This window comes from Hydrogenophaga sp. NFH-34, from assembly GCF_021401345.1.
GTDB classification, from domain to species: domain Bacteria; phylum Pseudomonadota; class Gammaproteobacteria; order Burkholderiales; family Burkholderiaceae_C; genus Hydrogenophaga; species Hydrogenophaga electricum.
Map to the genome: position 1 here is coordinate 83,022 of NZ_JACBGE010000007.1, position 22,579 is coordinate 105,600.

Here is a 22,579-nt window from a genome sequence, read left to right on the forward strand (position 1 = left end):
GGTTGCTATCTGGAGAGCACGGGGCGGGACCGAACCAGCCCCCAAACCCACCCACCGTTTTCAGGAGTCCAACATGAACCCTCTGATTGCCCGTTCCGGCCTCTTCGACGACTTCTTCAAGGACGTCGCCCCCGGCTTTTATGTCCGCCCGCTGCATGGCGATTCGCTGCCCTCGCCGTCGCAGATCAAGATCGACGTGAAGGAAACTCCGTCGGCCTACACCGTGGTGGCGGAGGTGCCGGGCGTGGCCAAGGAGGACATCCATGTCACGGTCGAAGGCAGCGTGGTGACACTGCGTGCCGAAGTCAAGCAGCAGGACAGCCAGGCCCAGGACGAGAAGGTGCTGCGCACCGAACGCTATTACGGCGCCGTCGCCCGCAGCTTCCAGCTGGCGACCGACATCGACAATGAGCGGGCAAAGGCGAAGTACGAGAACGGTGTGCTGGCGCTGACGCTGCCGAAGAAGGTGGCACTGGCCGGCCAGCGCCTCAGCATCGAATAACCCCCGCGCCGCGAGGCTTCAGCTCAGAGAGTTTTTGAGCCACTCGGCAAAGGCGGCGCACTCCCAGCGGTCCATCGTGCCGGCGCGCCAGCACAGGTAATGGGCATGCGGGCTGGGGACGTGCCGGGGATAGAGCGGCACCAGCGTGCCGTTCTCCAGCCAGGGCTGGGCCAGCTTGAGGCGCACCAGCGCCACGCCCATCCCGGCGGCGGCGGCGTCGCACATCAGGCCGATGTCGTTGAACTGCGAACCGTCGACGGGTTCTGGCCAGTCCAGGTCGTGCGCGGCGAACCAGGTGCGCCAGGGCTCCAGCGGGCTGCGCAGCAGCGGCAGGCCTTCGAGGTCGGTGGCGTCGTCAAACGGGCCCTGCTCGCGCGCGAACACCGGTGATGCCAGGGGCGTGACCTCGTCCTTCATCAGGCACAGGTGTTCCACGTCGGCGTAGCGCCCGGTGCCAAAGCGCACGGTGAGGTCGGCGTCTTCGGCCACCACGTCCAGCAGCGGGATGCTCACCTGCAGCGTGAGGTCGATTTCCGGGTAGGCATCGGTGAATTGGCGCAGGCGCGGCAGCAGCACCGAGCGGGCAAAGGTCGGCGTGACCGCCAGGCGCAGCTTGCGCCGGCCCGGCGAGGCCGCTCCGCTGGGAAATTTCTGCAGGATGGCCAGGCCTTCGCGCACATGGGCCAGGTACTCGATGCCCTCGGTGGTGAGGGAAAAGTCCGCACGGCCGAAGAGCTTGGTGCCCAGGATCTGTTCCAGCTGGCGGATGCGGTGGCTGACGGCGCTGGGGGTGACACACAGCTCTTCGGCGGTCTGGGTCACGCTGCGCAGGCGTGCCAGCGCCTCGAAGGTCAGCAGGCACTGGATCGGCGGAATCCGGATCGTCACGGCAGCGGCTCAGGTGCGGCGTGCCGGCCCGCCCCGAAATCGGCCAGCCCTCCCGCTCGGCGGGAAGCCGTTGTCAGGGCCGCATCGGGGGGCATGTGGTTCACTTGAACACCACGGTTTTGTGGCCGTTGAGCAGCACGCGGTGCTCGCTGTGCCACTTCACGGCGCGGGCCAGCACCTGGCTTTCGGTGTCGCGGCCCACAGAGGTCAGGTCTTCCACCGTGTCGGTGTGGTCCACGCGGGCCACGTCCTGCTCGATGATCGGGCCCTCGTCCAGGTCGGCCGTCACGTAGTGGGCGGTGGCACCGATCAGCTTCACGCCGCGGTCGTGCGCCTGGTAGTAGGGTTTGGCGCCCTTGAAGCTCGGCAGGAAGCTGTGGTGGATATTGATCGCCTTGCCCGAGAGTTCGCGGCACAGCCGGTCGCTCAGGATCTGCATGTAGCGCGCCAGCACCACCAGATCGGCACCTTCGCTGCGGATGATCTCCAGTTGCCGCTCTTCGGCCTGGGCCTTGCTGTCCTTGCCCACGGCGATGTGGTGGAAGGGCACGTTGTAGCTGGCCGCGAGCTGGTAGAAGTCGCGGTGGTTGCTGACGATGGCACGGATGTCCAGGCGCAGCAGACCACTCTTCCAGCGGAACAGCAGGTCGTTGAGGCAGTGGCCTTCCTTGCTGACGAAGATCACGGTCTTCATCGGCGCGGCCAGCGGGTGCAGGCCCCACTGCATGCCGAAAGGCTCGGCGAACAGCTGGAGCTGCAGGCGCAGATCGTCGGGCGTGAGCTGGGCGCAGGTGAACTGCACGCGCATGAAGAACAGCCCGGTGGCGTGGTCGTTGTACTGGGCAGCTTCCTCGATATTGCCGCCGCGTTCCAGCAGGAAGCCCGAGACCGCATGCACGATGCCGGTGCGGTCCTGGCAGGACAGGGTGAGAACGTAGGATGGGTTCATGGTGGGGCAATTGTCGCAGCACCGCCCGGCAGCTGGCGCCCGATGCAGGTGGTCCAGCGCGCGGTTGCGCGTCACCACGCACAGCCACGTCAGCGTTCTGGCCGGCGGTGCGGTGGTTCCGGAGGCCGTCTGCCACAGCTGGGCAAACACGCCCTGCACCACATCTTCTGCGGCAGAGCGGTCCTGCAGTACCTGCGCAACGGTGGCCAGCAGAACGCCCGCCGTGAGCCCTTGGAGCGTTTTGAAGGCGGCGCGATTGCCCAGATCCAAGCGGGCGCGACCAGGGCCTCGACCTCTTGATGTGTTTCCATGAAATGCCGGATGGATGAGAGACAGGCGGGCCTGTCAGAGGCTGGGCGGGCCAGCAGACCGCTGGGCGCAATTTGGCGTAGATTGCTCGTGGCCCGCAAAAGCCGGCTTGGGCAGCCAGACCGGCGCTTCTTCAGTACGCGTGGGTGGTCTGGGCGGTCGAGGCTGTGGGGGCGACCGGGCGGATGATGTGCCAGACGCCGCCGCTGCCGTCGCCCGCTTTGTCATCGGCCTGGGCGTTTTGGATGCAGTCGTGCGAGACTATTTTTTCGGGAGGGCGTCAACGGCTGCTGTGGCCCCCGGGGGGCGGCGGCAAGTTGGTACCATGGCCTGCTTACCGGCGACGGACCGGAACGGTCGCGCCCGCCGTCTTGTGTGTGTGTGCTCAGCTCTGGAGACCTGACATGGCCCTCATGGATTTTCTGAACCGCCAGTTCATCGACGTCATCGAGTGGGTCGACGACTCGCGCGACACCCTGTCATACCGCTTCCCGGATGACGACAAACAGATCAAGAACGAAGCCCAGCTCATCGTGCGCGAGAGCCAGGTGGCGCAGTTTGTCTATGTGGGCCAGTTCGCCGACACGCTGGGGCCCGGGCGCCACACGCTCAAGACCGAGAACATCCCGATCCTGAGCGACCTGCTGGGCTGGAAGTACAAGTTCCAGACACCGTTCAAGGCCGACGTCTACTACGTCATCACCCGGGTGTTCACGGGCAACAAGTGGGGCACGTCCAACCCGGTGATGATGCGCGACGCCGATTTCGGCGTGGTGCGGGTGCGGGCTTTCGGCACCTACGACTTCAAGATCGTCGACCCGGTCAAGTTCCTCAAGGAAGTGGCGGGCACCGACCACCATTTCCGGCTGGACGAATTCAACGACGTGATGCGTTCGCGCATCGTCAGCATCTTCAGCGAAACCCTGGCCAAGGCCAAGGTGCCGGCGCTGGACGTGGCCACCCGCTATGGTGAACTGGGCGCGGCGCTGCTGGAACCGCTGAACGTGGCCATGCGCGACCTGTACGGGCTGGAACTGACGGCTTTCGTGGTCGAGAACGTTTCGGTGCCGCCGGAGCTGGAACAGGCCATCGACAAGCGGGGCGCCATGACCGCCATCGGCGACCTCAACGACTACGTCAAATACAACATGGGCAACGCGCTGGCCGAAGGCAAGGCCGGGGCGGCGGGTGTGGGGGCCGAACTGGCGGCCGGCCTGGCCATGGGGCAGGCCATGCTGCAGGGCGGCATGGGCGCGGCCCAGGCACCGTCCCAACCCGGGTTTGTGCCGGGGGCGGCAGCGGCGGCGCCCGTGGCCGCTGCCACGCCGGCCCTGCTGACGCCGGAGCAGGTGGCCGAGGTGCTGGGCGTGGCGCCCAGCGACGTGTTGCAGGAGCTGGAGGCCGGCAACCTCAAGGGGCGCAAGATCGGCACCCAGTGGCGCGTGACCCAGGCCGCGCTGGACCAGTTTCTGCAGTGAGTCTCAGGCGCTGTTTCGGCACAGCGGTGGCGCGTCAGACCGTGATGGGTGATGCATGCAGTTGAGTGAGATCTCGGCGCGGGAAAAGCTGGCCTGTCCCGCCTGTGGCGGTGAAGCCCAGTGGAGCCCGGCCAAGAAGGCTCTGGTGTGCGCCTATTGCGGCACCGAGTCGCCTTACGAAATCCGCGCCGACGGCGAGATCGTCGAGCACGACCTGGTGGCGGCGCTGCAGGCGATCCCGGCCAGCGCCCGGGGTTGGCAGGACGAGCGGCGCTCGGTGCGCTGCCAGCACTGCCAGGCCATCAGCGTGTTTTCGTCGGCGCAGCAGGGCAAGGCGTGCGACTTCTGCGGCTCCACGGCGCTGGTGCCGTTCGAGGAGGGGGACGATGTCATCCGGCCCGAGAGCCTGCTGCCGTTCGACATCGACCAGCCGCGCGCACGCGACCGGCTGCGCCAGTGGTACGGTTCGCGGTTCTGGGCCCCCAACAACCTGGGCAGCAAGGCGCTGACCGACACCTTGCACGGGGTCTACCTGCCTTACTGGACCTTCGACGCCGACGTCAGCGCCGACTACACCGCCGAAGGCGGCACCTATTACCAGGACCGCGAAGGCAAGCGCCAGGTGCGCTGGTTTCCCGTGGCGGGCCGGGTGCAGCATTTTTTCGACGACACACTGGTCTGCGCCTCGCGCGGGGTGCATCCGCGGCTGATCCAGGCGGTGGAGCCGTTTCCCACGGCTTCCGAGCGGCTCAAGGCCTACGACCCCGGCTACCTCAGCGGCTGGACGGTGGAGCGCTACCAACTCGACCTGGTGGCTGCGGCGCAACGGGGGCGCGAGCGCATGATGGAGGCAGTCCGCCGCCTGTGCGGGCAGGACATCCGGGCTGATACGCACCGCAATCTGCGCGTGAACGCCCACTTCGACCGGCAAACCTTCAAGCACGTGTTGCTGCCGGTGTGGCTGGTGGGCTACCGCTACGGCAGCAAGGACTACCAGGTGGTGGTCAACGGCGCCACCGGCCAGGTGGCCGGTGAATACCCCAAGAGCTGGGTCAAGATCGCACTCGCGGTGCTGGCCGGCCTGATCGTGCTGGGGATCGTCTTCGCGCTCGAAGGGCGCTGAGGCCTCAGCGGCGCATTTGCTGGCGCAGCTCGGCGCAGTGGTCGCGGGGCGGTTGCGGCGGTGTGCGCCAGACGCGGTCTGCGGCCTGCGCTTCCGGAGTGGTGAGCGGTTGGTCGGTCTGAGCCAGCGAAACAATCACCCGGTACGGGCTGTCCGGCGGCAGGTGCCGGGGCACGCCCAGGTCGCGCCGGACATGGCCGTTGCCCGCCACCAGCAGCACGGTGGCTCCCGCGCGCTGGGCGCCCCGGGCCGTGTCGGCCATGGTGCGGTCGCGGGCGATCTGGATGCGGGCCATGGGCGCGACCTGCGCCTCGGGCAACAGGCCGCAATGGCCTTCGCGGAGGGCGTCGCGCTGCTGCTGCAGGGCCGCAGGGTCGAGGGTGCTGTCGAGCGTGGTGTCGCTCATCGCCGGGCGCATGCGTTCGCGGGGCAGGTTGCCGCCCAGCACCGGCACGTCGGCGCGCACCGCCGCCATCACCACCGGGCCATAGACCGCCCAACGCCAGTGGCCGCTGTTGGCCTCGTCGGCCCAGCCCAGCGCCTGGCGTACCCGGGCTTCGTCGGCGTCCCGGGGCAGGCCGGTGGTCTGCCGGCCCTGCTCCAGCATTTCCAGCACCACCGCCGCGAGCACGCCCTGTTGGGCCAGCCGTTCGACGGTCTGGCGCTGCAGAGCCTGATGCTCGGGCGCGTCGTGCTGTTCGCCCAGCAGCAGCACCGGCGTGGGCATCAGGCCGTCCAGGCGGCCGGCGTCGGCCAACGGATCGGGTGCCGAGGCACAGCCGCTGCCCAGCGCGGCCACGCAGGCCAGTAACATCAGCACTTTTCGCGTATTCATGCGCGGAATACTACGGCCAACCACGCCGCGCCCGAACAGGCCGTGGGCCGCCTTCCGATCTTGACCGCTTCCGCCCCTGTGCCCCACCGCCCCTGGGGCATGCCCTTTCTGGTTCGCGTGCTGCTGACGCTGGTTCTGGCGTACGCGGCGGCGCGCCTGTGCGTCTGGTGGCAGACCCCCATTCCCTGGATGATCGGGCCGCTGGTCGCGACCTCGGTGCTCTCCGTGCTCGGCCTGCCGACCACGAGCTGGGTGCCGCTGCGCAATGCCGGCCAAGGGGTCATCGGCGCGGCACTGGGCCTGTATTTCACCCCGGCGGTGGGGGCGCTGGTGGTCGGCCTGTGGTGGGCCATCGGTCTGGGCATCGTCTGGGCCCTGACCCTGGGGCTGGGTTTTGGCGCATGGTTGCGGCGTGTGAACGGTCCGCGCATGGCCGCGCTCAGTCCGTCGCAGCGTTTTTCCACCACCTATTTCGCGGGCGCGATCGGCGGGGCTTCCGAAATGACCTTGCTGGCGGAGCGGCATGGCGCCCGCACCGACCTGGTGGCCTCGGCCCACAGCCTGCGGGTGCTGCTGGTGACGCTGGCCGTGCCTTTCGCCATGCAGGCTTGGGGGGTGCACGGTCTGGACTTGTCTCTGCCGTCCGCGCGCGACGTGCTCTGGCCCGGCCTGCTGGGGCTGGGCGGCCTGGCGCTTGTCGGGGGCTGGGCCATGCAGCGGGCCGGGCGGGCCAACCCCTGGTTCATGGGGGCGCTGGTGGTCACCATGGGCGTGACGCTGGCGGGCGTCACGCTTTCGGCGCTGCCCGGCTGGCTCACGGCGGGGGCGCAACTGGTCATCGGTGTGAGCCTGGGGGTGCGGTTCACGCCGGCGTTCGTGCACACGGCGCCGCGCTGGTTGGGCTCGGTGGCGCTGGCCACCGTCGCCATGATGCTGCTGTGTGCGGGGTTCGGGCTGCTGCTGGCGCGGCTGACCGGCCTGCATCCGGCCACGCTGGTGCTGGGCACCTCGCCCGGTGGTATTGCCGAAATGGCGATCACCGCCAAGGTATTGCAACTGGGCGTGCCGGTGGTGACGGCGTTCCAGGTGTGCCGGCTGGTGGCGGTGCTGGTGCTGGTCGAGCCGGTGTACCGGTGGTGGTGCGCGAGATCGGCCGGCTGAGGGGCCCAAAAAACGAAGCCCGGCAGGGCCGGGCATTCAAGAAAGGCGATGGAGGCCGTTGCCGAAAGGGCGGTGGCTGATCACCCGCGGGCGGCACAGGGGCTCGCAATGCGGGAGCGTCTTCAGTGCATGACCACCGGCATCTGGGCCAGGGTGGCATAACCTTCGAGCGTGTCTTCCACCTCTTCCTGCGACGGCATGTCGTTTTGCCAGGCATTGATCTGCTGCTGGAACAGCTCGGCCCACGAGCCATCAAGGTAGACCTCTTTGCCCGAGCGCTTGTCCACGATTTCAAAACCGTGGCGTGGCATCTGCGGGCCTGCAGGCGCGGTCTCGCCTTCGGCCGGGGCATTGGCCAGGATATGGACCACGGCAAAGGCTTCTGAGTCGTAGAGCATGTGCATGGCTGAAAAATCCTTCAAAGAGAGCCTGAGCGGCTCTGTACTTTTTATATCGGCAAACGGCCCACCTTCTGCAGGCCCGATGGGTTTTAGATGGTTCCACCGCCCAAAGATTCAAGATGCGTGTGTTTTTCGGCACATTTCCGGGCTTGGCGGTGCCAACAGGGGCTGCGCCATCACCAGTGGCCCGCGCCTCAACGCTGTGCCGGCGGTTCGGGCTGGACCGCGATCGGGGGCAGTTCGGTGAGCTGCTGGTCCGCCACATCGCCGTTGCGGCTGGTGAGCCGGATGCGCACCGGCAGGTGGCGCAGGCTCGGGGCCAGCCAGATTTCCACGCGCTGATCGAATTCCTTGCGGGGGCTGCGCAACAGCTTGCGGGCCCGAACGGTGCCGGCCGGCAGCGCCAGGTCTTCTTCGGGCCCGACTTCGAATTGCCAGACTTCGGACGATGTGGTGTCGGTCACCGGCAGGCGCACGATCTGCCCGGTTCCCAGCGCGTCGGGCCGCGCGTTGAGCAGCAGGCCCAACTGCAGAATGACCGACACGCGGTCCTGCGCGCCGGGCAGCAGGGGGGCGTCCGGGGTGTTGCGGCTGTAGCGGATGCGGCCTGCGGTGCGGTCGAAATGGGCCGCAGTCTCGCTGCGGCGGCGGTCGGCGAAGCGTTCGGGTTCCAGACCCGCAGGGCCGATACGGCCCGTGCTTTCCTGCTGGCGGCTGCCCACCAGAAAGGCGCTGATTTCCGTGCGCGCGGTGTAGCTGCCGCCGTCGTGCTGCCAGGCCAGCACGCTGCCAGCGTGGTACTGGAAGCCCTTGCTCTGGCCGCTGACGGTGTAGCGCAGCTCGGTGCTGCCGGCCAACTGGTTCGCCAGATTGCCCGCCGAGGGCAGCAGGTTGTGGGCGTCGGGAGCGCTGTCTGCGCGCAGGCTGGCCGTGGGTGAAGGCGTTGCCACGGGGGCCGGCGGGGCGGTCTGTGGTTCCGGGGAAGGGGTGGGTGCCGGTGCTTCGGCCACAGCGGGGGGCGGGGGAGGCGCTGGCGCGTCGGCCACGGCGGGCTCTGGAAGCGGCTCCGGTTCAGGGACGGTTGCAGGGGCTTCGACCACGGCGGGCGCGGGCGGTGGTGGCGGTGGGGCCTTGCGCGGCGCTGGCGCTGGCGCTGGGGGAGGCGGTGGTTCGGGCCGCGGTTCTGGCAGCACGATCCAGCGCACCGTGCTTCGCTCGACAGGCAGGGGGGCGAGCGTGGGCACCGTGGTGGGCGTGCCGGCGGCGGGGGTGGGGGTGTTCGCCTGATCGCTGCGCGCAGGCAGGGCGTCCTGGGCGTTGGGGCTGTTCCGGCTGGAAAAGCTCCACAGCGGTGCCCCGGCCAGTCCCCACAAATGGGCCAGCAGGACACCGCCGCCCAGCAGCGCCAGCGTGCGAGCGCCCGGGCCGGGCGCCAGAGACGGGAGCGGGGAGCGGCTCGCTGGCACGGCGGATGGCCCGACTCTGGTCATGCCCCCGGGCCGCGGTACCCCAGGTCGGCGCTCAACTGGGCCGTGGCGCGCAGCAAGGCCTGCGCCGGCCCACCGTCCCAGCGGGTGTCGAGCGTGGTCACCGATCCAAGCACCACGATGCCCATCGCCAGACGGCCCTGTGCGTCGAACACCGGGGCACAGAAGCCGCCCACGCCTTGGAGCAGGCTGTTGACCACGCGCGACAGGCCGTGCTGGCGGGTTTCGTCCATCAGGGCCTGGACATCGGCCTGGGAGCGGGGCACATCGGTCAGGTAGTCGTTGACCGGGAGCTTCTTGAGGCGCGCCAGTTCGTCGCGAATCATGGGCGGAATGCGCTCGCCATCGCGCCCCTCATGCTTCATGAAGGCGGCAAAACAGCGCCCCGTGGCCGAAGTCAGCAGCGGCATCACATCGCCCAGGCGCAGGGTCACGGGCACGGTTTGGGGGGCTTCGGCCCAATGCACCATGGTCGGCCCCTGGTTGCCCCAGACGGCGATGGCCAGCGTGTGGCCGGTTTCGGCCAGCAACGCCGGCACGCGCTCGCGCGCCAGCTTGACGGCATCGATGCGCGACAGGCTGGCCAGGCCCAGGCGCAGCGCGGCCGGGCCGAGGTCGTAGCGCGTGCTCACCGGATCCTGCATCACCAGGCCCATGCGCTGGAAACTCACCAGATAGCGGTGGGCCTTGGCCGAACTCATGCCGGCGCTGGCGGCCAGGTCGCGCAGCATGAGGGCGCCCGGCGCGTCCGAAAGGGCGCGCAGCAACTCGAAGCCCACCTCCACCGACTGGATGCCTGCCCGCAGGTGTTCGGTGTCGTCAGCCTGTTCACCGGACGCGGATGCCCTGGCGCGGGCGCGGGTTGTTGAAGACGGGCTGGCAGGCATCAGGGCTTTGAACTAGAATGCAATTCTTACGGATAGGTTAACCGATTTCACTATTCGTAATTTCATTTATGCGTGATTCGGTCTACGGGCGCCTCGGTCACATGCGCGGGCGTCGTTTTCGTTTCTTCCTCAGCGGCAACAGGAGACAGGCATGAAACTCGCCACCTACAAGGATGGCTCTCGCGACGGACAACTGGTGGTGGTCTCGCGCGATCTGAGCACGGCCCATTATGCGACGGGCATTGCCCAGAAGCTGCAGCAGGCCCTGGACGACTGGAACTTCATCGCCCCCCAGTTGCAAGACCTGTACGTCACCCTGAACAACGGCAAGGCGCGCCACGCGTTTCCGTTCGATCCGAAGCAATGCATGGCGCCGCTGCCCCGTGCCTACCAGTGGGCCGACGGCTCGGCCTACATCAACCACGTCGAGCTGGTGCGCGCCGCGCGCAACAGCGAAGTGCCGCACAGCTTCTACGAAGACCCGCTCATGTACCAGGGCGGCAGCGACGACTTCATCGGCCCGAACGATGACGTGGTGGTGCCCAGCGAGGACTACGGCATCGATTTCGAGGCCGAGATTGCGGTCATCACCGGCGACGTGCCGATGTGCGCCACGCCTGAGCAGGCGATCGACGGTGTGCGTCTGCTGATGCTGGCCAACGATGTGTCGCTGCGCAACCTGATCCCGGCCGAGCTGGCCAAGGGTTTCGGCTTCTTCCAGAGCAAACCGGCCACGGCCTTCAGCCCGGTGGCGGTCACGCCCGATGAGCTGGGCGATGCCTGGCAGGGCGGCCGCGTCAACCTGACGCTGCAGAGCACCTGGAACGGCCGCAAGGTCGGCATGTGCGATGCCGGCCCCGACATGACCTTCCACTTTGGCCAGTTGATCGCCCACATTGGCAAGACGCGCAACGTGCGCGCGGGCTCCATCGTGGGTTCGGGCACGGTGAGCAACCGGGGCGTCGAGGTCAACGGCAAGAAGGACTGGCCGAAGGGCTATTCGTGCATCGCCGAGAAGCGCGCCATCGAAACCATTCTCGACGGCAAGCCATCCACCGGCTTCATGAAGTTCGGCGACACCATCCGCATCGAGATGAAGGGCCCGGACGGGCAGAGCATCTTCGGCGCCATCGACCAGAAGATCGCCCCGCTGGCGGCATAAGCCGCCACGCTCCGCCGTTGCCTCCCAGGAGGGGCGATCCGGCGGGGCGGCTCTTTGCCGGCGCGAGCGCCCCGTCCTCCTCAACTGGCGTAGAGGTCCGCCAGCGAAGCGAAGCCCTTGACCTCGATCGGGTTGCCGAAAGGGTCGCAGAAGAACATGGTCCACTGCTCGCCCGGCTGGCCCTCGAAGCGCACCTGCGGCGGCAGCACGAAGTCGACACCGGCGGCGGTCAGGCGGTCGGCCAGCGCGCGCCACTCGGTCAGCAGCAGCACCAGGCCAAAGTGCGGCATCGGCACCATGTGGTCACCGACCTTGCCGGTGCGGGTGGTCTTGAAAGGCTCGCCCAGGTGCAGCGAGATCTGGTGACTGAAGAAGTCGAAATCGACCCAGGTATCGGTGCTGCGGCCTTCGGTGCAGCCCAGTACGCCACCGTAAAAGTGGCGGGCCTCGTCCAGGTCGGTGACGTGGAAGGCGAAATGAAACAGGCTTCGGGTGGTCAGCAGGGTGTCGGGCATGCGCGCAGGATATCAGCGCGGGGCGGGCGTTTTCCGTCCCTGGCGGAAAAGCCCGGCCCGGCCACTGGGCCTCAGTAGCCGGGCGTGGGCGCGCTGCGGCTGGCCTGCTCGATCTTGTCCTGGCAGGCCACGCAACGCAAGGCGACCGGGTTGGCGTGCAGGCGCGCGGTGGCGATCGAGGTGCCGCAGTCCACGCACAGTCCGTAGCTGCCATCGGCCACGCGTTGGAGGGCCGCGTCGATGGCGATCAGTTCGGCCGATTCGCGCTCCTCCAGAGCGAAGGCCAGGTCGCGTTCGGCGTCGGCCTGGGCCCAGTCGTCGCTTTCCGTCTCGCGGGCATTCGCGGCCGCTTCGGCGCGGCCGATCTTGCCGCCGCGCTGTGCACGCAACTGCGCCAGCACTTCGGTGCGCATGGCCTGCAGTTGATGGCGGTAGGTGTCGGAAATCGGGGTGCTCATGGTTTCTCCTCGGGTTCGCATCGGGTGCCGCCGGCAGGCGGGCACGGGTTTTATCTTGCGCCCGCACCCTGGGCCGGGCATTGATCGGCGTCAAGCGGGTGACGCCCATGCGCCTGGCGAGAAGAAAACCCTCGGCGAAAAAGCGGGCGTTTCGGCGCAGAATCGTTGCTTTCGTCCCGCAAAAACAAGGAGAGACAACGGTGCCCGCCATCGATTACAGCCGCTACCAGACCCTCGACATCACCCGCCGCGGCCCGACCGTGGATGGTGTGCCCTCGGTGCTCGACATCCGCATGAAAGCCGACGGCCCCGGTGGCAACGGCAAGCTGCCTACCGCCGGCCATGACGGCCACTGGGAGCTGAGCGAGATCTGGCGCGACGTGGGGCGCGACGACAGCGTGCGCTGCGCCGTGCTGCGCGGCAGCGGGATGGGCTTTTCCGGCGGCGGCGATCTGGCGCTGGTGCAGGACATGGCGACCGATTTCGAGGTCCGCACCCGCGTCTGGAAGGAGGCGCGGGATCTGGTCTACAACGTCATCAACTGCGACAAGCCCATTGTCAGCGCCATGCACGGCCCCGCGGTCGGTGCGGGCCTGGTGGCGGGCCTGCTGGCCGACATTTCCATTGCGGCGAAAAGCGCGAAGATCGTCGACGGCCACACCCGCCTGGGCGTGGCGGCGGGCGACCACGCCGCCATCGTCTGGCCGTTGCTGTGCGGCATGGCCAAGGCCAAGTACTACCTGATGCTGTGCGACCCGATCAGCGGCGAGGAGGCCGAGCGCATTGGCCTGGTGTCGTTGGCTGTCGATGACGACACCCTGCTGGACAAGGCCTACGACGTGGCCGACCGGCTGGCCGCAGGCAGCCAGACCGCCATCCGCTGGACCAAGTACTCGCTCAACAACTGGCTGCGCCAGGCGGGTCCGGCGTTCGACACCTCGCTGGCGCTCGAATTCATGGGGTTTGCCGGGCCGGATGTGCGCGAAGGTGTGGCATCCTTGCGCGAGCGTCGTGCGCCGCGTTATGGTGCCGATACCTGACACCCTTCCAGGAGACGACATGGCCCCCCACGCTCCTTCCTGTTCGCGGCACCCTGTGGGGATGCCGGTCTTCCTGATGCGGTGTGACGGCGGCCGACCATGAGCGATACCCGCGGTTTTGGCGCCTTCGTGCCGGGCTTCGAATTCCTCCAGAACCTGGCTGGCCAGGCCGCCAGCGGTGTGGCACAAGGGCTGGGGGGCGGCGGCATGCCCAAGCTCTCCAGCTGGGTGGCGCCCACCTTCAATGTGGAAGAGCTGGAAAAGCGCATCGAGGAGCTCAAGGCGGTGCACTTCTGGCTCGACCAGAACACCAAGGCGCTGTCGGCCACCATCCAGGCGCTGGAGGTGCAGAAGATGACGCTGGCCACGCTCAAGAGCATGAATTTCAGCCTGGGCGACGTGGCGGATGCGCTCAAGATGCCGGCCGCCGCGTCGGCATCGCCCTCGGCGGGGGCTTCCGGCAGCGCCGGGTACACCCCGTTTGCCGGCCTCGAAGTGCCGCCACGCACCTACGGCGCCGCGCCGGTCGAACCTCCGGCCATGCCGCCGGCACCCGCACCCGAAGCGCCTGCAGAGCCCCGGCACCGGCGCGCTGCTGCGGCCGCCCAGCCTGCGGCGGCCCCGGCGTCCGGGGTGGTGGACCCGATGCAGTGGTGGGGTGCGCTGTCGCAGCAGTTCCAGTCGATCGCCAGCCAGGCGCTGCGCGACGCGGCCGGCCAGATGCCCGGCGCCGCAGCCGCCGCCGGCAATGCGGCGCCAGCGGCCGAGAAAGCGCCGGCATCCCGCTCCCGGCCGCGCAAGACCGCCGCCAAGAAGGCGCCTGCCCGCGCACCGGCAGCGGCGCCGCGCGCGGCGAAGGCATCACCGGCTGCTGCCCCCGCGCCAGCGCCGGCCCGTGGCCGCGCTTCGGCCGCGCCTGCGGCCCGCCGGGCGGCCACCCAGAGCGGCCTGGGCGCGGGTGACTGGCCGCTGCCCACGGCGTTTTTTCCGGGCTTCCAGTCGGCGCCAGCGCCGGCCGCCCCCGCTTCCGCTCCCGCCCCGGCGCCGGCCCGGCGAACCCCGGGGCGTCGCCGCTGACTTGGCCTGTTGCAATGAAACGTTTTCCCTACGCCCACGCCACCCACCCGCAATGGCGCATGGCCGCCGCGCTGGTGCTGGCGCAACTGCGCGCGCAGATGGCCCTGCCTGAGCAGGCAGCCGCGCCCTCGCTCGGGCTGCTCTACGTCACCGACCACTACGCCAGCGAAGCGCAGGCCATCCTGGACCACATCAGTGCCGAACTGCGCGAGGTGACCGACTGGGCCGGCACCGTCGGTATCGGCATCGCGACCAACAACGCCGAATACTTCGACGAGCCGGCGCTGGCGGTCATGCTGTGCGACCTCAGTCCCGACCAGTACCGCGTGTTCAGCGGCGTGGCGCCGCTGCCGGCCAGCGGCACGGGTGATGGCGGTTTCGTGGCGCACACCGCGCTGCTGCATGCCGACCCGCAGCTGCACGACCTGGGCGAACTGGTGGCCGAACTGGCCGAGCGCACCCAGACCGGTTACGTGTTCGGCGGCCTGACCGCCAGCCGCTCGGCCAACGTGCAATTCGCGCTGGGCAGTGCGGGCAACCTGCGGGGGCAGGGTGCGGCCAGCGGCGTGCTCAGCGGGGGCATCAGTGGCGTGGCCTTCGGGCCCGAGGTGGAGCTGATCTCCCGCGTCACGCAGGGCGCGCAGCCGGTGGACCGCGAGCGCGAGGTCACCGCCGTGGAAGACAACGTGGTGCTCGCGCTGGACGGCGAGCCGGCGCTCGACGTGCTGCTGCGCGAGCTGGAGATCGACCTCGACCAGCCCGAGGCCGCCATGGCGCGGTTGCGGCGCACCCTGGTCGGCATCACGCCGCCGTCGCGCAGCGGCCTGGATCTCGACCTCAACCACCCGTCGCATGCCCGCGGCCAGTTTGGCCCGGAGGTGCTGGTGCGCCACATCATCGGGCTCGACCCGGGGCGGCGCGGCATTGCCATCGCCGAGCGGCCGTCCCTGGGCGCGCGGCTGGCATTCTGCGAGCGCCATGCGCAGGCGGCGCGGGCCGATCTGGTGCGCATCTGCAGCGAAATCCGCGAAGAACTGGCGCCCGAAATGTCGGGCATCGGTGATGTGTTCACCGCGCCGGACGATGCCACACTTGCCGCCCCGCGCCAGATCGCCGGTGCCATCTACGTGAGCTGCTCCGGCCGTGGCGGACCGCATTTCGGTGCTCCCAGCGCCGAATTGCAGATCGTGCGCCGCGCGCTGGGTGATGTGCCGCTGGTGGGCTTTTTTGCCAATGGCGAGATCGCGCACCAGCAGCTCTACGGGTACACCGGGGTGCTCACGGTGTTCGTGCACGACGGCGTGCCAGCCGCCTGATCCTGGCGGTTCGCGCTCAGGCCGAAGATGGCGCGCTGATCCCCGGCGGCAGGTCTTCGCAGGCCAGGCGCAGCCGGTTGTGCTCGGGGTCGGCCAGCAGCGCCTGCCATTGGCCGTAGGCGGTGGCGAAGGGCGCGCGCAGCAACTGCCCACCCAGCACTTCGACCCGGGCCGCCACGGCGTCCACCTCGGCCGGGGTGTCCAGCAAAAAAATGGGGTAGCCCCCGGCCCGGGTTGCCGCAGTGCGTCGCGCTGCGGCGGGCCGGTCGGGCGAGGCCCGGCGCGCAGCGGCTTCGAAGCCGAACAGGAAGTCCGGCGTGTGCACCGAGCGGAACGAGGGCGAACGTGTATAGGCGGCTTCGGGCAGGTCCAGCAGCGCGCGGTAGAAGGCCAGTTGCGCCTCGATGTCGCGGCAGCGCAGGTTGAAGAGCAGCTTCATGCAACGGGCCTGGCGGGCTGCGTCTGGGCGGCTCAGGGCGCGAGGGTCACGCGGCTGGGGTCGAGCGCCTGCAGCGGGGCGGCGTCGATCCAGCGCCGGTACAGCGCGGTGCTGGGCTCGCCTTCCTTGACCAGGCCGCGCGCCTTGAGCCACTGGCCTTCCTTGACCATCACGTCCAGCGTGGCCGGGTCGAGCTTGATGCGGAACTCGTAGTCGCCCCAGGCGGCCTTGATGGCGTCGGCCGGCAAGGCCGGGCCGACGAAGCGGGCGGTGGTGGCCTGGGCTTCGGCGGTGTCGCGGTGCACCAGTTCTTCGCCCTTGAGCAGGGCCGCCAGCACGCGGCGCGTCTGTGCCGGGTTGGCGCTGGCCTTCTCCGAGGCGGCCAGGATGAAGCTGCTGGCGTGGCCGGGCAGGCGCAGTTCGCGGTACTGCGCGCCGAGCACGCGCTGGGCCGTGGGGTAGGCGTTGGGGAAGGGCACGATGGCGTCGACATCGCCGCGGGCCAGGGCGGGAATCATCTCGGGCGGCGGCACGTTCACCAGCTCGGCCTGCACGCCCGCAGCGGCGAGTGCGCTGGCGATGATGTAGTGCACGTTGGTGCCCAGCGGCATGGCGATCTTTTTGCCGGCCAGGGCCTTCAGGTCGGTCAGCGGCTGATCGCCCTTGGCGATGACGCGGAAGCTCCGGTACTGCGAGAGCACGGCCACCACCGAGAACTTGAGGTTGCGCATGACACCGGCCACGGCCGGGAATTCGGCCATCACCGCGTAATCGAGCTGGCCCCCGATCAGCGCCTCGAAGCCGGCGCGGCCGCTGGCGAAGGGCACGATCTTCACGTCCAGCTTCTCGGCCGCCCAGAGCTGCTTGTCGGCCGCTTGCGCGATCTGCGGCACGTCGGGGTAGGCGCCCCAGCCGATCGACACCGGGGTCGGGTCCTGGGCCAGGGCCCGGGTGGCAAAGAGCATCAGCGCGGCGGCGCGCAGCAGGGATTTCATGGCGGTTCTCCTGGAGGGCAAAGAAAGGTGGCGGGGTTGAAGGGCGGTATCAGTGCGCGTCGCGCAGCAGGCGCAGCAGGTGGTTGCGGCGGGCGATGTAGGTGGCGTCGATCTGCTCGACCGAACGCGGCCGGGGGCTGTCGATGGCCAGGTCGTCGATGAAGCGGCCCGGCGCGGCCGACATGACCAGCACGCGGTCGGACAGCAGCAGGGCTTCGTCGATGTCGTGCGTGATGAACAGCACCGTGGTGCGGCGGGCTTCCCAGATGCGCAGCAGCAGCTCCTGCATGGCCAGCCGGGTCTGCGCGTCCAGCGCACCGAAGGGTTCGTCCATCAGCAGCACGTCGGGCCGTGCGGCCAGCGTGCGGGCCAGCGCCACGCGCTGGCGCATACCGCCCGAGAGCTGACCAGGGTGGTGGTCGGCTTTGCCCGACAGGCCCACTTCGTCCAGCGCCTGCAGCGCGGCGGTGCGGCGCTCGGCGCGCGGCAGGCCGAAGCGCTTGAGCGCAAATTCGACGTTGCCGGCGGCGGTGAACCACGGGAACAGCGCGTACTGCTGGAACATGACGCCCACGCGCGGCGAGGAGCCGCTGACGATGGCGCCGTCGACCTGCAGGCTGCCGCTGCTCAGCGGCGTGAAGCCGGCGATGGCGTTGAGCAGCGTCGACTTGCCGCAGCCCGAGGGGCCGATGACCGAGGTGAACGACCCCGGGGCCAGGGCGAGCGAGACCGGCGCCAGCGCCTGGATGTCGCGGCCGCGCTGGCGGAAGCGCACCTCGGCGTCGTGCACCTGCACGTCGCCGCGTGCGGGGGCCGGGGGCGAAACGGTGGCGGTGTTCATGACTGCTCCCAGTGCACCAGGCGGCGGCTGATCTGCACGAACACGAAGTCCAGCAGGCCGCCGAGCAGGCCGAGTTCGATCAGACCGACGAACATGCGGTCGGTGCGGAAAAACTGGCGCGACTCCTGAATGCGGTAGCCGATGCCCGACGAGGCCCCCGTCAGCTCTGCCGCCACCAGGCTGAGGAAGGCCAGCGCCGCGCCCAGGCGCAGGCCCGAGACGATGTGCGGCGCGGCCGCCGGCACCACCACCTCGAAGAATTCGCGCCAGGTGCCGGCACCCAGCGAGCGCGAGGCGCGGATGTAGGTTGGTGCGATCTGCGAGGCGCCGTGGTCGGTGTTGAGCCAGACCGCCAGGAACACCGTGTACGTGATCAGGAAGTACTTGGAGGGCTCGCCGATGCCGAACCACACGATGGCCAGCGGCGCCAACGCGATCGCCGGGATCGGCCGCAGGATGTTGAGCAGCGGGTGCAGCGTGTAGCTCACGGGCCGCAGCCGCGCGGTCAGCAGGCCCAGCACCACGCCGAGCACGGCGCCCAGCGCGAAGCCGACGGCCGAGCGCTTGAGCGAGATCGCCAGGTCGGCCATCAGCACGCCTTCCTGGTACTGCTCCAGCGCGGCGTGCAGGATGGTGCCGGGGGCGGGCACGAAGTCGGGGTTGAGCCAGCCGGCCAGCGACGCGGCGCTCCAGAGCACCAGCACCAGGCCCAGCGACACCCCCAGTTGCGCCACGCGGGCGATGCTGTGGTTCATCATGCGCTCCGTCGAAGCGTCAGGCCCGCAGCCACGGCAGCGCCGAGGCCGGGTAGCGGAAGGTCTGGAACACGCTGTTCAGGCGGCCCGGCCCGGTTTTGCGCGCGGCGGCGTCGGGGTATTCGGCGAACCAGGGGATCACGTATTCCCACACCACCTCGCCGTCGGGGTTGACCTCGAACAGGCGGCCTGTGGCCGATTCGGTGATGTGCGTGTTGCCGTTCCACAGCCGCTGGGCGTTGCCCATGAAGGCGGTGTAGAAGGCGTTGACCATCTCGTCCTGGTAGCTCCAGACCACGCGGTTGTCGGCCGGGTCGATCTCGACCACGCGCGAGAAGGCCACGTGGGCGCCTTCGCGGAAGTTGCCGTTGTCGAAGGCCAGGATGTGCCCGTTGGCCAGCGGCACCGGCGCGTGCTGGTGCGAAACCACGCTGGGCGGCACGTGCAGCGTCACCGCGCCGCTGGCCTTGTCCACGCCGATGATGCCGGCGGTGGTGCGCAGGCTCATGAGCACCGTGCCGTCGGCCATCACGCCCAGGCCGTTGACCAGCGGCCAGTGGTAGCGGCCAAAGCCCGGGTGGATGGGGAAGTCCTCGGGCTTCAGGTGTTCCCAGGCCTTCCATTCCCACACCAGTTCGCCCGCGCGGTTGACCTCGCGGATCACGTCGGCGTACATCACTTCGTCGGGGCCGTGCGCGGTGCCGCCGGGCACGCGCGCGGCGAAACCTTCGGGCACCACGTCGCAGGCGGCGTAGAGCAGGTGGCCGTTGGGCAGCCATTGCGCGTCGTGGTGGTGGGCCGGGTCCTGGTAGCGCCAGACCACGTCGCCTGCGGGCGTGACCTCGTAGAAATCGCCGCCGTGCCACATCGACCAGGGCGCGTAGCGGTCCGGCGATTCGGCGTGGTTGCCGTTGTAGCCGAGGTTGCCGTTGGGCAGGATCACCGCGTGCCGACCGGCGCGCACCGGCAGCTTCCACTGGTGTGCGACACGGCCTTCGATGTCGATCAGGTAGACGTGGCCGTCGGCGGTCTGCGGCGCGATCAGGGTGTAGCCGCCGGCGCTGGCGGCGGGGTCGTGGGCGATCAGGCCCACGCCGCGGCGGCGCTGGGTGATCTGGTCGACGGTGGTGGCCATGGGAGGCTCCTTGCTGAGGGGGTGCATCGCCGCCGAACAGGGGATCTCGGGGCGTCTGGGTGTGCACTGTAGAGGGCGTTCAGCGTCAGGAACAGCGCAATGTTTTTGCATCCCTGTCAGAAAAATCTTTACACTCGCCGGCCATGCCCGCGATCTCCCAGGCTTTCCGCTGTTTTGACGAAGTGGCCCGTCGCGGCTCGGTGCGCAAGGCCGCCGAGACCCTGCACCTGACGGCGGCGGCGGTCAACCAGCAGGTGCTCAACCTCGAAGCGCAGGTCGGCACGCCGCTGTTCGACCGGCTGCCCCGGGGCATGCAGCTCACCGCTGCGGGCGAAATCATGATCGCCGCCGTGCGCCGCAGCCAGCGCGACTATGACAACGCGCTCACGCAGGTGGAAGACATGCGCGCCCTGCGCCGCGGCCACGTCAACATCGGCGTCTCGCACTCCACCGCCGAATCGCTGCTGCCGCAGGTGGTGCAGTCGGTGCAGCGCAGCCACCCGGGCATCACCTTCAGCGTGCGCTCGGGCAATGGCGAATCGCTGCTGCGGGGCGTGGCCAACGGCGAGATCGACGTTGCCTACTGCCTGCGGCGCACCCCGCCGCCCGGTGTGGAAGAAGTGCGGGCACACCCGCAGCAACTGGGCGTGGTGATGGCGCCCGGGCACCCGCTGCACACCCCCGCGCGCCTGCTGCGGCTGCGCGACTGCCTGGACCACCCGCTGGTGATGATGTCGCCCGACATGGAATTGCGCAGCCTGCTCGAACGCATCGACCCGCGCCTGGCGCGCGCCGGCCGTCCGCTGGTGGAAACCAGCTCGGTGCCCATGGTGCGGCGCCTGGTGGCGGGCAGCCAGGCGGTGAGCTTCCTGCTGCCCGACAACGTGGTCGAAGACGTGGACGCGGGCCGCCTGGTGTGGGTGGCGCTGGAAGATGCCGCCGCGCGCCTGTTCAGCGGCATCTACCAGCGCTCGGGCTACACCACCTCGGTGGCGATGGGACTGCTGTTGGGTGCGCTGGAAGCCGAGGTCAACGCCATCCACCAGCGCTTCGACCGGCAGGCCCCGCCCCCGCTGCAGGGCTTCGCCACCTGAGCCGCTGGCGCGGCGCGCGGGCCGTTCAGCGCCGCAGCGCGGTGAAGGCTTCGAACTCCCAGCTGCGCATCGCCAGCACCAGCGTGTAGCCCTCTCGGTCTTTCTGGGCCAGCTTCTGGTCGGTCTGGTGCTGCTGCGCAAAGTCCTGCGCCACACGCTGCAGCCGTTCCAGGAACACCGGTGCCAGCGCGCGGCTGACCGAGCCGTGCACGAGCATCAAGCCTTCGCCCGAGCCGTCGAACCCGCCCGCGAAGTAGTCGAGCAGGGCGTGGTCGCGAAAGTAGTTCATCACCGGCCCGTGCGGGCGCCAGCGGAAGGTCTTGGCGAGCTTGAGGCGGTAGCGGTTGAGCGGGCGCAGCTCGATGATGCCGATGCGGTCGAGCTGGGCCAGGTACTTCACGCATTCGGCCTCGGTGAGCCGGTAGGCGGCGGTGATCTGCTCCAGCGTCCACTGGCTGAGCACGCAGATCGCCACCAGCAGCAGCTTCTTGTCGGCCACCACCGCGCGTTCCTGTTCAGCCGTCATTTCCTTGAGCAGCGGCTGCGCGTCGGCCACGCGGCGCGCGAGTTCGGCGAAGTCGATCTTGAGCGCGCGGCAGATCTCGTCCACCCGCGAGAGCGACATGTCGCCCTTGGCCAGCATGCGCTTGACGCTCGACTCGGCCATGCCCAGCGCCAGTGCCAGGTCGGCGTAGGTCATCTGCGCGGCCTTGAGTTCCTTCTTGATCGTGCCGACGAGGTCGAGGGTGGTGCTCATGCGGATCGGGTACCGATTAGCGATACCAGTGGTGAAAAAAATGGCCACTGTATCGCATGGAGCCACCCGATCCGGTGGGCCGCCCGGACACTGCGCCCGCTGTTCCACCCCCTGGAGTTCCCATGCGATTGCCCGCCGTCTCCCCCTCTCCCGCCTTCGCGCGCTGGGCCACCGCCCTGCTGCTGCTCTGGTTGCTCGCGCTGACCGCCGGGCCTGCGCTGTCCGAAGCGCTTGGGTTCACGCTCAACGCCCACGGCCACGCCCACCTGCACGCGCACGGCCACCCCTTCGTCGACGCGCGCACCCTGTTCGGTATTCCGAACGCGATGGACGTGCTCACCAACGCGCCGCTCACTCTCGCGGGTCTCTGGGGTCTGCTGGCCTTGCGAGGCCGCACGCTGCCCGGTGCGACGCAGAAGGCCGCCCTGGTGTTCTTCGCCGGGCTGGTGGCCACCGGCTTCGGCTCGGCGGGGTACCACTGGGCGCCCGATGCCACAGGTCTGGTCTGGGACCGCCTGGGTATGGCCGTGACCTTCGCGGGGGCGATCTCGTTGGCTGTGGCCGAGCGCGTGGGGCAGGTGCCAGCCCGTCGGTCGCTGCACCTGTCGCTGCCGCTGGCCACGTTCTCTGCCATCCTGCCAGCGTTCACCGGCAACGTGCTGCCCTGGGCCGTGATGCAGTTCGGTGGCATGGCACTCATCGTCTGGCTGGCGCTGCGCACACCAGTGGCTGGCGCCATTGGCATCCGCCTGGGGGCGCTGATCGGTCTGTACGCGCTCGCCAAAGCGCTGGAGCTGGGCGATGCCGCCGTGTTCCACGCCACCGCCGACACGCTCTCTGGTCACAGCCTCAAGCACCTCACCGCGGCGCTCGCGGCCTGGCCTGTGATCGTGGCGTTGAGGCCGCAGCGTCCAGCCAAAGCACCCTCGAGCCTGCGGCAGAATGCACCGGGCCGCGCCGCGTGAACCCCGCGCC

General features: G+C 69.2%; 24 protein-coding genes and 1 pseudogene. 10 read left to right on the forward strand and 15 right to left on the reverse strand.

Annotated elements, in window-relative coordinates; all coding sequences use genetic code 11:
* The first annotated feature begins 73 nt into the window (after nt 1-73).
* The gene (locus L0977_RS08350) at nt 74-502 is read left to right on the forward strand and encodes an Hsp20/alpha crystallin family protein (protein WP_234264400.1); all 429 of its coding nucleotides are present in this window, start codon (nt 74-76) and stop codon (nt 500-502) included.
* An 18-nt stretch (nt 503-520) separates the two neighbouring features.
* Here L0977_RS08350 and L0977_RS08355 read toward each other — a convergent pair whose 3' ends face one another.
* The 3 genes and pseudogenes from L0977_RS08355 to L0977_RS25690 form a co-directional block, all read right to left on the reverse strand.
* Complete coding sequence (locus L0977_RS08355; RefSeq protein WP_234264401.1) at nt 521-1,390, reverse strand: LysR substrate-binding domain-containing protein; 870 nt, start codon at nt 1,388-1,390, stop codon at nt 521-523.
* A gap of 100 nt (nt 1,391-1,490) precedes the next feature.
* Complete coding sequence (gene purU, locus L0977_RS08360) at nt 1,491-2,339, reverse strand: formyltetrahydrofolate deformylase (protein ID WP_234264402.1); 849 nt, start codon at nt 2,337-2,339, stop codon at nt 1,491-1,493.
* A gap of 51 nt (nt 2,340-2,390) precedes the next feature.
* Nucleotides 2,391-2,609 (reverse strand): annotated as a pseudogene (locus tag L0977_RS25690) (sigma factor); the annotation flags it as partial.
* Between the two features lie 443 nt (nt 2,610-3,052).
* Here L0977_RS25690 and L0977_RS08365 point away from each other — a divergent pair.
* Nucleotides 3,053-4,126: an SPFH and helix-turn-helix domain-containing protein gene (locus tag L0977_RS08365; protein WP_234264403.1), complete on the forward strand. Its 1,074-nt coding sequence runs from the start codon at nt 3,053-3,055 to the stop codon at nt 4,124-4,126.
* A 55-nt stretch (nt 4,127-4,181) separates the two neighbouring features.
* On the forward strand, nt 4,182-5,249 hold the full coding sequence (locus L0977_RS08370) for a zinc ribbon domain-containing protein (RefSeq protein WP_234264404.1): 1,068 nt from the start codon (nt 4,182-4,184) through the stop codon (nt 5,247-5,249).
* A gap of 4 nt (nt 5,250-5,253) precedes the next feature.
* On the opposite strand, the gene L0977_RS08375 is transcribed toward L0977_RS08370, so the two are convergent.
* Nucleotides 5,254-6,084 (reverse strand): ChaN family lipoprotein, encoded by an 831-nt coding sequence (locus L0977_RS08375; RefSeq protein WP_234264405.1) that lies wholly within the window; start codon nt 6,082-6,084, stop codon nt 5,254-5,256.
* A 99-nt stretch (nt 6,085-6,183) separates the two neighbouring features.
* On the opposite strand from L0977_RS08375, the gene L0977_RS08380 reads away from it, so the two are divergent.
* The gene (locus tag L0977_RS08380) at nt 6,184-7,245 is read left to right on the forward strand and encodes an AbrB family transcriptional regulator (RefSeq protein WP_234264526.1); all 1,062 of its coding nucleotides are present in this window, start codon (nt 6,184-6,186) and stop codon (nt 7,243-7,245) included.
* A gap of 122 nt (nt 7,246-7,367) precedes the next feature.
* On the opposite strand, the gene L0977_RS08385 is transcribed toward L0977_RS08380, so the two are convergent.
* The 3 genes from L0977_RS08385 to L0977_RS08395 form a co-directional block, all read right to left on the reverse strand.
* Nucleotides 7,368-7,649, reverse strand: a complete 282-nt coding sequence (locus L0977_RS08385) for a BTH_I0359 family protein (protein ID WP_234264406.1) — start codon at nt 7,647-7,649, stop codon at nt 7,368-7,370.
* Nucleotides 7,650-7,840: 191 nt separating this feature from the next.
* Entirely contained in the window at nt 7,841-8,596 is a 756-nt protein-coding gene (locus L0977_RS25565; RefSeq protein ID WP_234264407.1) for a DUF3108 domain-containing protein, read from the reverse strand.
* 536 nt (nt 8,597-9,132) lie between these two features.
* Complete coding sequence (locus L0977_RS08395) at nt 9,133-10,020, reverse strand: IclR family transcriptional regulator (RefSeq protein WP_234264408.1); 888 nt, start codon at nt 10,018-10,020, stop codon at nt 9,133-9,135.
* Between the two features lie 151 nt (nt 10,021-10,171).
* Here L0977_RS08395 and L0977_RS08400 point away from each other — a divergent pair, with 151 nt between their 5' ends.
* A complete protein-coding gene (locus tag L0977_RS08400; RefSeq protein WP_234264409.1) occupies nt 10,172-11,182 on the forward strand; it encodes a fumarylacetoacetate hydrolase family protein in 1,011 nt (336 codons plus the stop codon).
* An 80-nt stretch (nt 11,183-11,262) separates the two neighbouring features.
* Here L0977_RS08400 and L0977_RS08405 read toward each other — a convergent pair whose 3' ends face one another.
* Together L0977_RS08405 and L0977_RS08410 are read right to left on the reverse strand one after the other, a co-directional pair.
* Entirely contained in the window at nt 11,263-11,697 is a 435-nt protein-coding gene (locus L0977_RS08405) for a VOC family protein (protein WP_234264410.1), read from the reverse strand.
* Between the two features lie 71 nt (nt 11,698-11,768).
* Entirely contained in the window at nt 11,769-12,155 is a 387-nt protein-coding gene (locus L0977_RS08410) for a TraR/DksA family transcriptional regulator (protein WP_234264411.1), read from the reverse strand.
* 209 nt (nt 12,156-12,364) lie between these two features.
* On the opposite strand from L0977_RS08410, the gene L0977_RS08415 reads away from it, so the two are divergent.
* The 3 genes from L0977_RS08415 to L0977_RS08425 all read left to right on the forward strand — a co-directional run bounded on the left by L0977_RS08415 (nt 12,365) and on the right by L0977_RS08425 (nt 15,588).
* Entirely contained in the window at nt 12,365-13,195 is an 831-nt protein-coding gene (locus tag L0977_RS08415) for an enoyl-CoA hydratase/isomerase family protein (protein WP_234264527.1), read from the forward strand.
* 99 nt (nt 13,196-13,294) lie between these two features.
* Nucleotides 13,295-14,272, forward strand: a complete 978-nt coding sequence (locus L0977_RS08420) for a PhaM family polyhydroxyalkanoate granule multifunctional regulatory protein (RefSeq protein ID WP_234264531.1) — start codon at nt 13,295-13,297, stop codon at nt 14,270-14,272.
* A gap of 14 nt (nt 14,273-14,286) precedes the next feature.
* Nucleotides 14,287-15,588: an FIST signal transduction protein gene (locus L0977_RS08425; RefSeq protein ID WP_234264412.1), complete on the forward strand. Its 1,302-nt coding sequence runs from the start codon at nt 14,287-14,289 to the stop codon at nt 15,586-15,588.
* A gap of 16 nt (nt 15,589-15,604) precedes the next feature.
* On the opposite strand, the gene L0977_RS08430 is transcribed toward L0977_RS08425, so the two are convergent.
* The 5 genes from L0977_RS08430 to L0977_RS08450 are packed head-to-tail and all read right to left on the reverse strand — an operon-like array spanning nt 15,605 to nt 19,753.
* Nucleotides 15,605-16,027 carry a VOC family protein gene (locus L0977_RS08430; RefSeq protein WP_234264413.1) on the reverse strand — a complete coding sequence of 141 codons (423 nt, stop codon included), beginning with the start codon at nt 16,025-16,027 and terminating at the stop codon, nt 15,605-15,607.
* Between the two features lie 32 nt (nt 16,028-16,059).
* Nucleotides 16,060-17,022 carry an ABC transporter substrate-binding protein gene (locus L0977_RS08435; protein WP_234264414.1) on the reverse strand — a complete coding sequence of 321 codons (963 nt, stop codon included), beginning with the start codon at nt 17,020-17,022 and terminating at the stop codon, nt 16,060-16,062.
* Between the two features lie 49 nt (nt 17,023-17,071).
* On the reverse strand, nt 17,072-17,863 hold the full coding sequence (locus L0977_RS08440) for an ABC transporter ATP-binding protein (RefSeq protein WP_234264415.1): 792 nt from the start codon (nt 17,861-17,863) through the stop codon (nt 17,072-17,074).
* Nucleotides 17,860-18,618 (reverse strand): ABC transporter permease, encoded by a 759-nt coding sequence (locus L0977_RS08445; RefSeq protein WP_234264416.1) that lies wholly within the window; start codon nt 18,616-18,618, stop codon nt 17,860-17,862. The genes L0977_RS08440 and L0977_RS08445 overlap by 4 nt, the downstream gene beginning before the upstream one ends.
* A gap of 19 nt (nt 18,619-18,637) precedes the next feature.
* Nucleotides 18,638-19,753: an aryl-sulfate sulfotransferase gene (locus tag L0977_RS08450; protein ID WP_234264417.1), complete on the reverse strand. Its 1,116-nt coding sequence runs from the start codon at nt 19,751-19,753 to the stop codon at nt 18,638-18,640.
* A 143-nt stretch (nt 19,754-19,896) separates the two neighbouring features.
* Here L0977_RS08450 and L0977_RS08455 point away from each other — a divergent pair, with 143 nt between their 5' ends.
* On the forward strand, nt 19,897-20,847 hold the full coding sequence (locus tag L0977_RS08455) for a LysR family transcriptional regulator (RefSeq protein ID WP_234264418.1): 951 nt from the start codon (nt 19,897-19,899) through the stop codon (nt 20,845-20,847).
* Nucleotides 20,848-20,872: 25 nt separating this feature from the next.
* On the opposite strand, the gene L0977_RS08460 is transcribed toward L0977_RS08455, so the two are convergent.
* Complete coding sequence (locus tag L0977_RS08460; RefSeq protein ID WP_234264419.1) at nt 20,873-21,604, reverse strand: helix-turn-helix domain-containing protein; 732 nt, start codon at nt 21,602-21,604, stop codon at nt 20,873-20,875.
* Between the two features lie 122 nt (nt 21,605-21,726).
* On the opposite strand from L0977_RS08460, the gene L0977_RS08465 reads away from it, so the two are divergent.
* On the forward strand, nt 21,727-22,569 hold the full coding sequence (locus L0977_RS08465; protein WP_234264420.1) for a hypothetical protein: 843 nt from the start codon (nt 21,727-21,729) through the stop codon (nt 22,567-22,569).
* Nucleotides 22,570-22,579 lie beyond the last annotated feature (10 nt).

What these genes read in the sequence shown, in the direction of transcription:
- L0977_RS08350 (WP_234264400.1), top strand. Translation starts at nt 74, where the DNA reads ATGAACCCTCTGATTGCCCGTTCCGGCCTCTTCGACGACTTCTTCAAG.
- purU (WP_234264402.1), bottom strand. Translation starts at nt 2,339, where the DNA reads ATGAACCCATCCTACGTTCTCACCCTGTCCTGCCAGGACCGCACCGGC.
- L0977_RS08365 (WP_234264403.1), top strand. Translation starts at nt 3,053, where the DNA reads ATGGCCCTCATGGATTTTCTGAACCGCCAGTTCATCGACGTCATCGAG.
- L0977_RS08370 (WP_234264404.1), top strand. Translation starts at nt 4,182, where the DNA reads ATGCAGTTGAGTGAGATCTCGGCGCGGGAAAAGCTGGCCTGTCCCGCC.
- L0977_RS08375 (WP_234264405.1), bottom strand. Translation starts at nt 6,084, where the DNA reads ATGAATACGCGAAAAGTGCTGATGTTACTGGCCTGCGTGGCCGCGCTG.
- L0977_RS08380 (WP_234264526.1), top strand. Translation starts at nt 6,184, where the DNA reads ATGCCCTTTCTGGTTCGCGTGCTGCTGACGCTGGTTCTGGCGTACGCG.
- L0977_RS08385 (WP_234264406.1), bottom strand. Translation starts at nt 7,649, where the DNA reads ATGCACATGCTCTACGACTCAGAAGCCTTTGCCGTGGTCCATATCCTG.
- L0977_RS08395 (WP_234264408.1), bottom strand. Translation starts at nt 10,020, where the DNA reads ATGCCTGCCAGCCCGTCTTCAACAACCCGCGCCCGCGCCAGGGCATCC.
- L0977_RS08400 (WP_234264409.1), top strand. Translation starts at nt 10,172, where the DNA reads ATGAAACTCGCCACCTACAAGGATGGCTCTCGCGACGGACAACTGGTG.
- L0977_RS08405 (WP_234264410.1), bottom strand. Translation starts at nt 11,697, where the DNA reads ATGCCCGACACCCTGCTGACCACCCGAAGCCTGTTTCATTTCGCCTTC.
- L0977_RS08410 (WP_234264411.1), bottom strand. Translation starts at nt 12,155, where the DNA reads ATGAGCACCCCGATTTCCGACACCTACCGCCATCAACTGCAGGCCATG.
- L0977_RS08420 (WP_234264531.1), top strand. Translation starts at nt 13,295, where the DNA reads ATGAGCGATACCCGCGGTTTTGGCGCCTTCGTGCCGGGCTTCGAATTC.
- L0977_RS08425 (WP_234264412.1), top strand. Translation starts at nt 14,287, where the DNA reads ATGAAACGTTTTCCCTACGCCCACGCCACCCACCCGCAATGGCGCATG.
- L0977_RS08430 (WP_234264413.1), bottom strand. Translation starts at nt 16,027, where the DNA reads ATGAAGCTGCTCTTCAACCTGCGCTGCCGCGACATCGAGGCGCAACTG.
- L0977_RS08435 (WP_234264414.1), bottom strand. Translation starts at nt 17,022, where the DNA reads ATGAAATCCCTGCTGCGCGCCGCCGCGCTGATGCTCTTTGCCACCCGG.
- L0977_RS08440 (WP_234264415.1), bottom strand. Translation starts at nt 17,863, where the DNA reads ATGAACACCGCCACCGTTTCGCCCCCGGCCCCCGCACGCGGCGACGTG.
- L0977_RS08445 (WP_234264416.1), bottom strand. Translation starts at nt 18,618, where the DNA reads ATGAACCACAGCATCGCCCGCGTGGCGCAACTGGGGGTGTCGCTGGGC.
- L0977_RS08450 (WP_234264417.1), bottom strand. Translation starts at nt 19,753, where the DNA reads ATGGCCACCACCGTCGACCAGATCACCCAGCGCCGCCGCGGCGTGGGC.
- L0977_RS08455 (WP_234264418.1), top strand. Translation starts at nt 19,897, where the DNA reads ATGCCCGCGATCTCCCAGGCTTTCCGCTGTTTTGACGAAGTGGCCCGT.
- L0977_RS08460 (WP_234264419.1), bottom strand. Translation starts at nt 21,604, where the DNA reads ATGAGCACCACCCTCGACCTCGTCGGCACGATCAAGAAGGAACTCAAG.
- L0977_RS08465 (WP_234264420.1), top strand. Translation starts at nt 21,727, where the DNA reads ATGCGATTGCCCGCCGTCTCCCCCTCTCCCGCCTTCGCGCGCTGGGCC.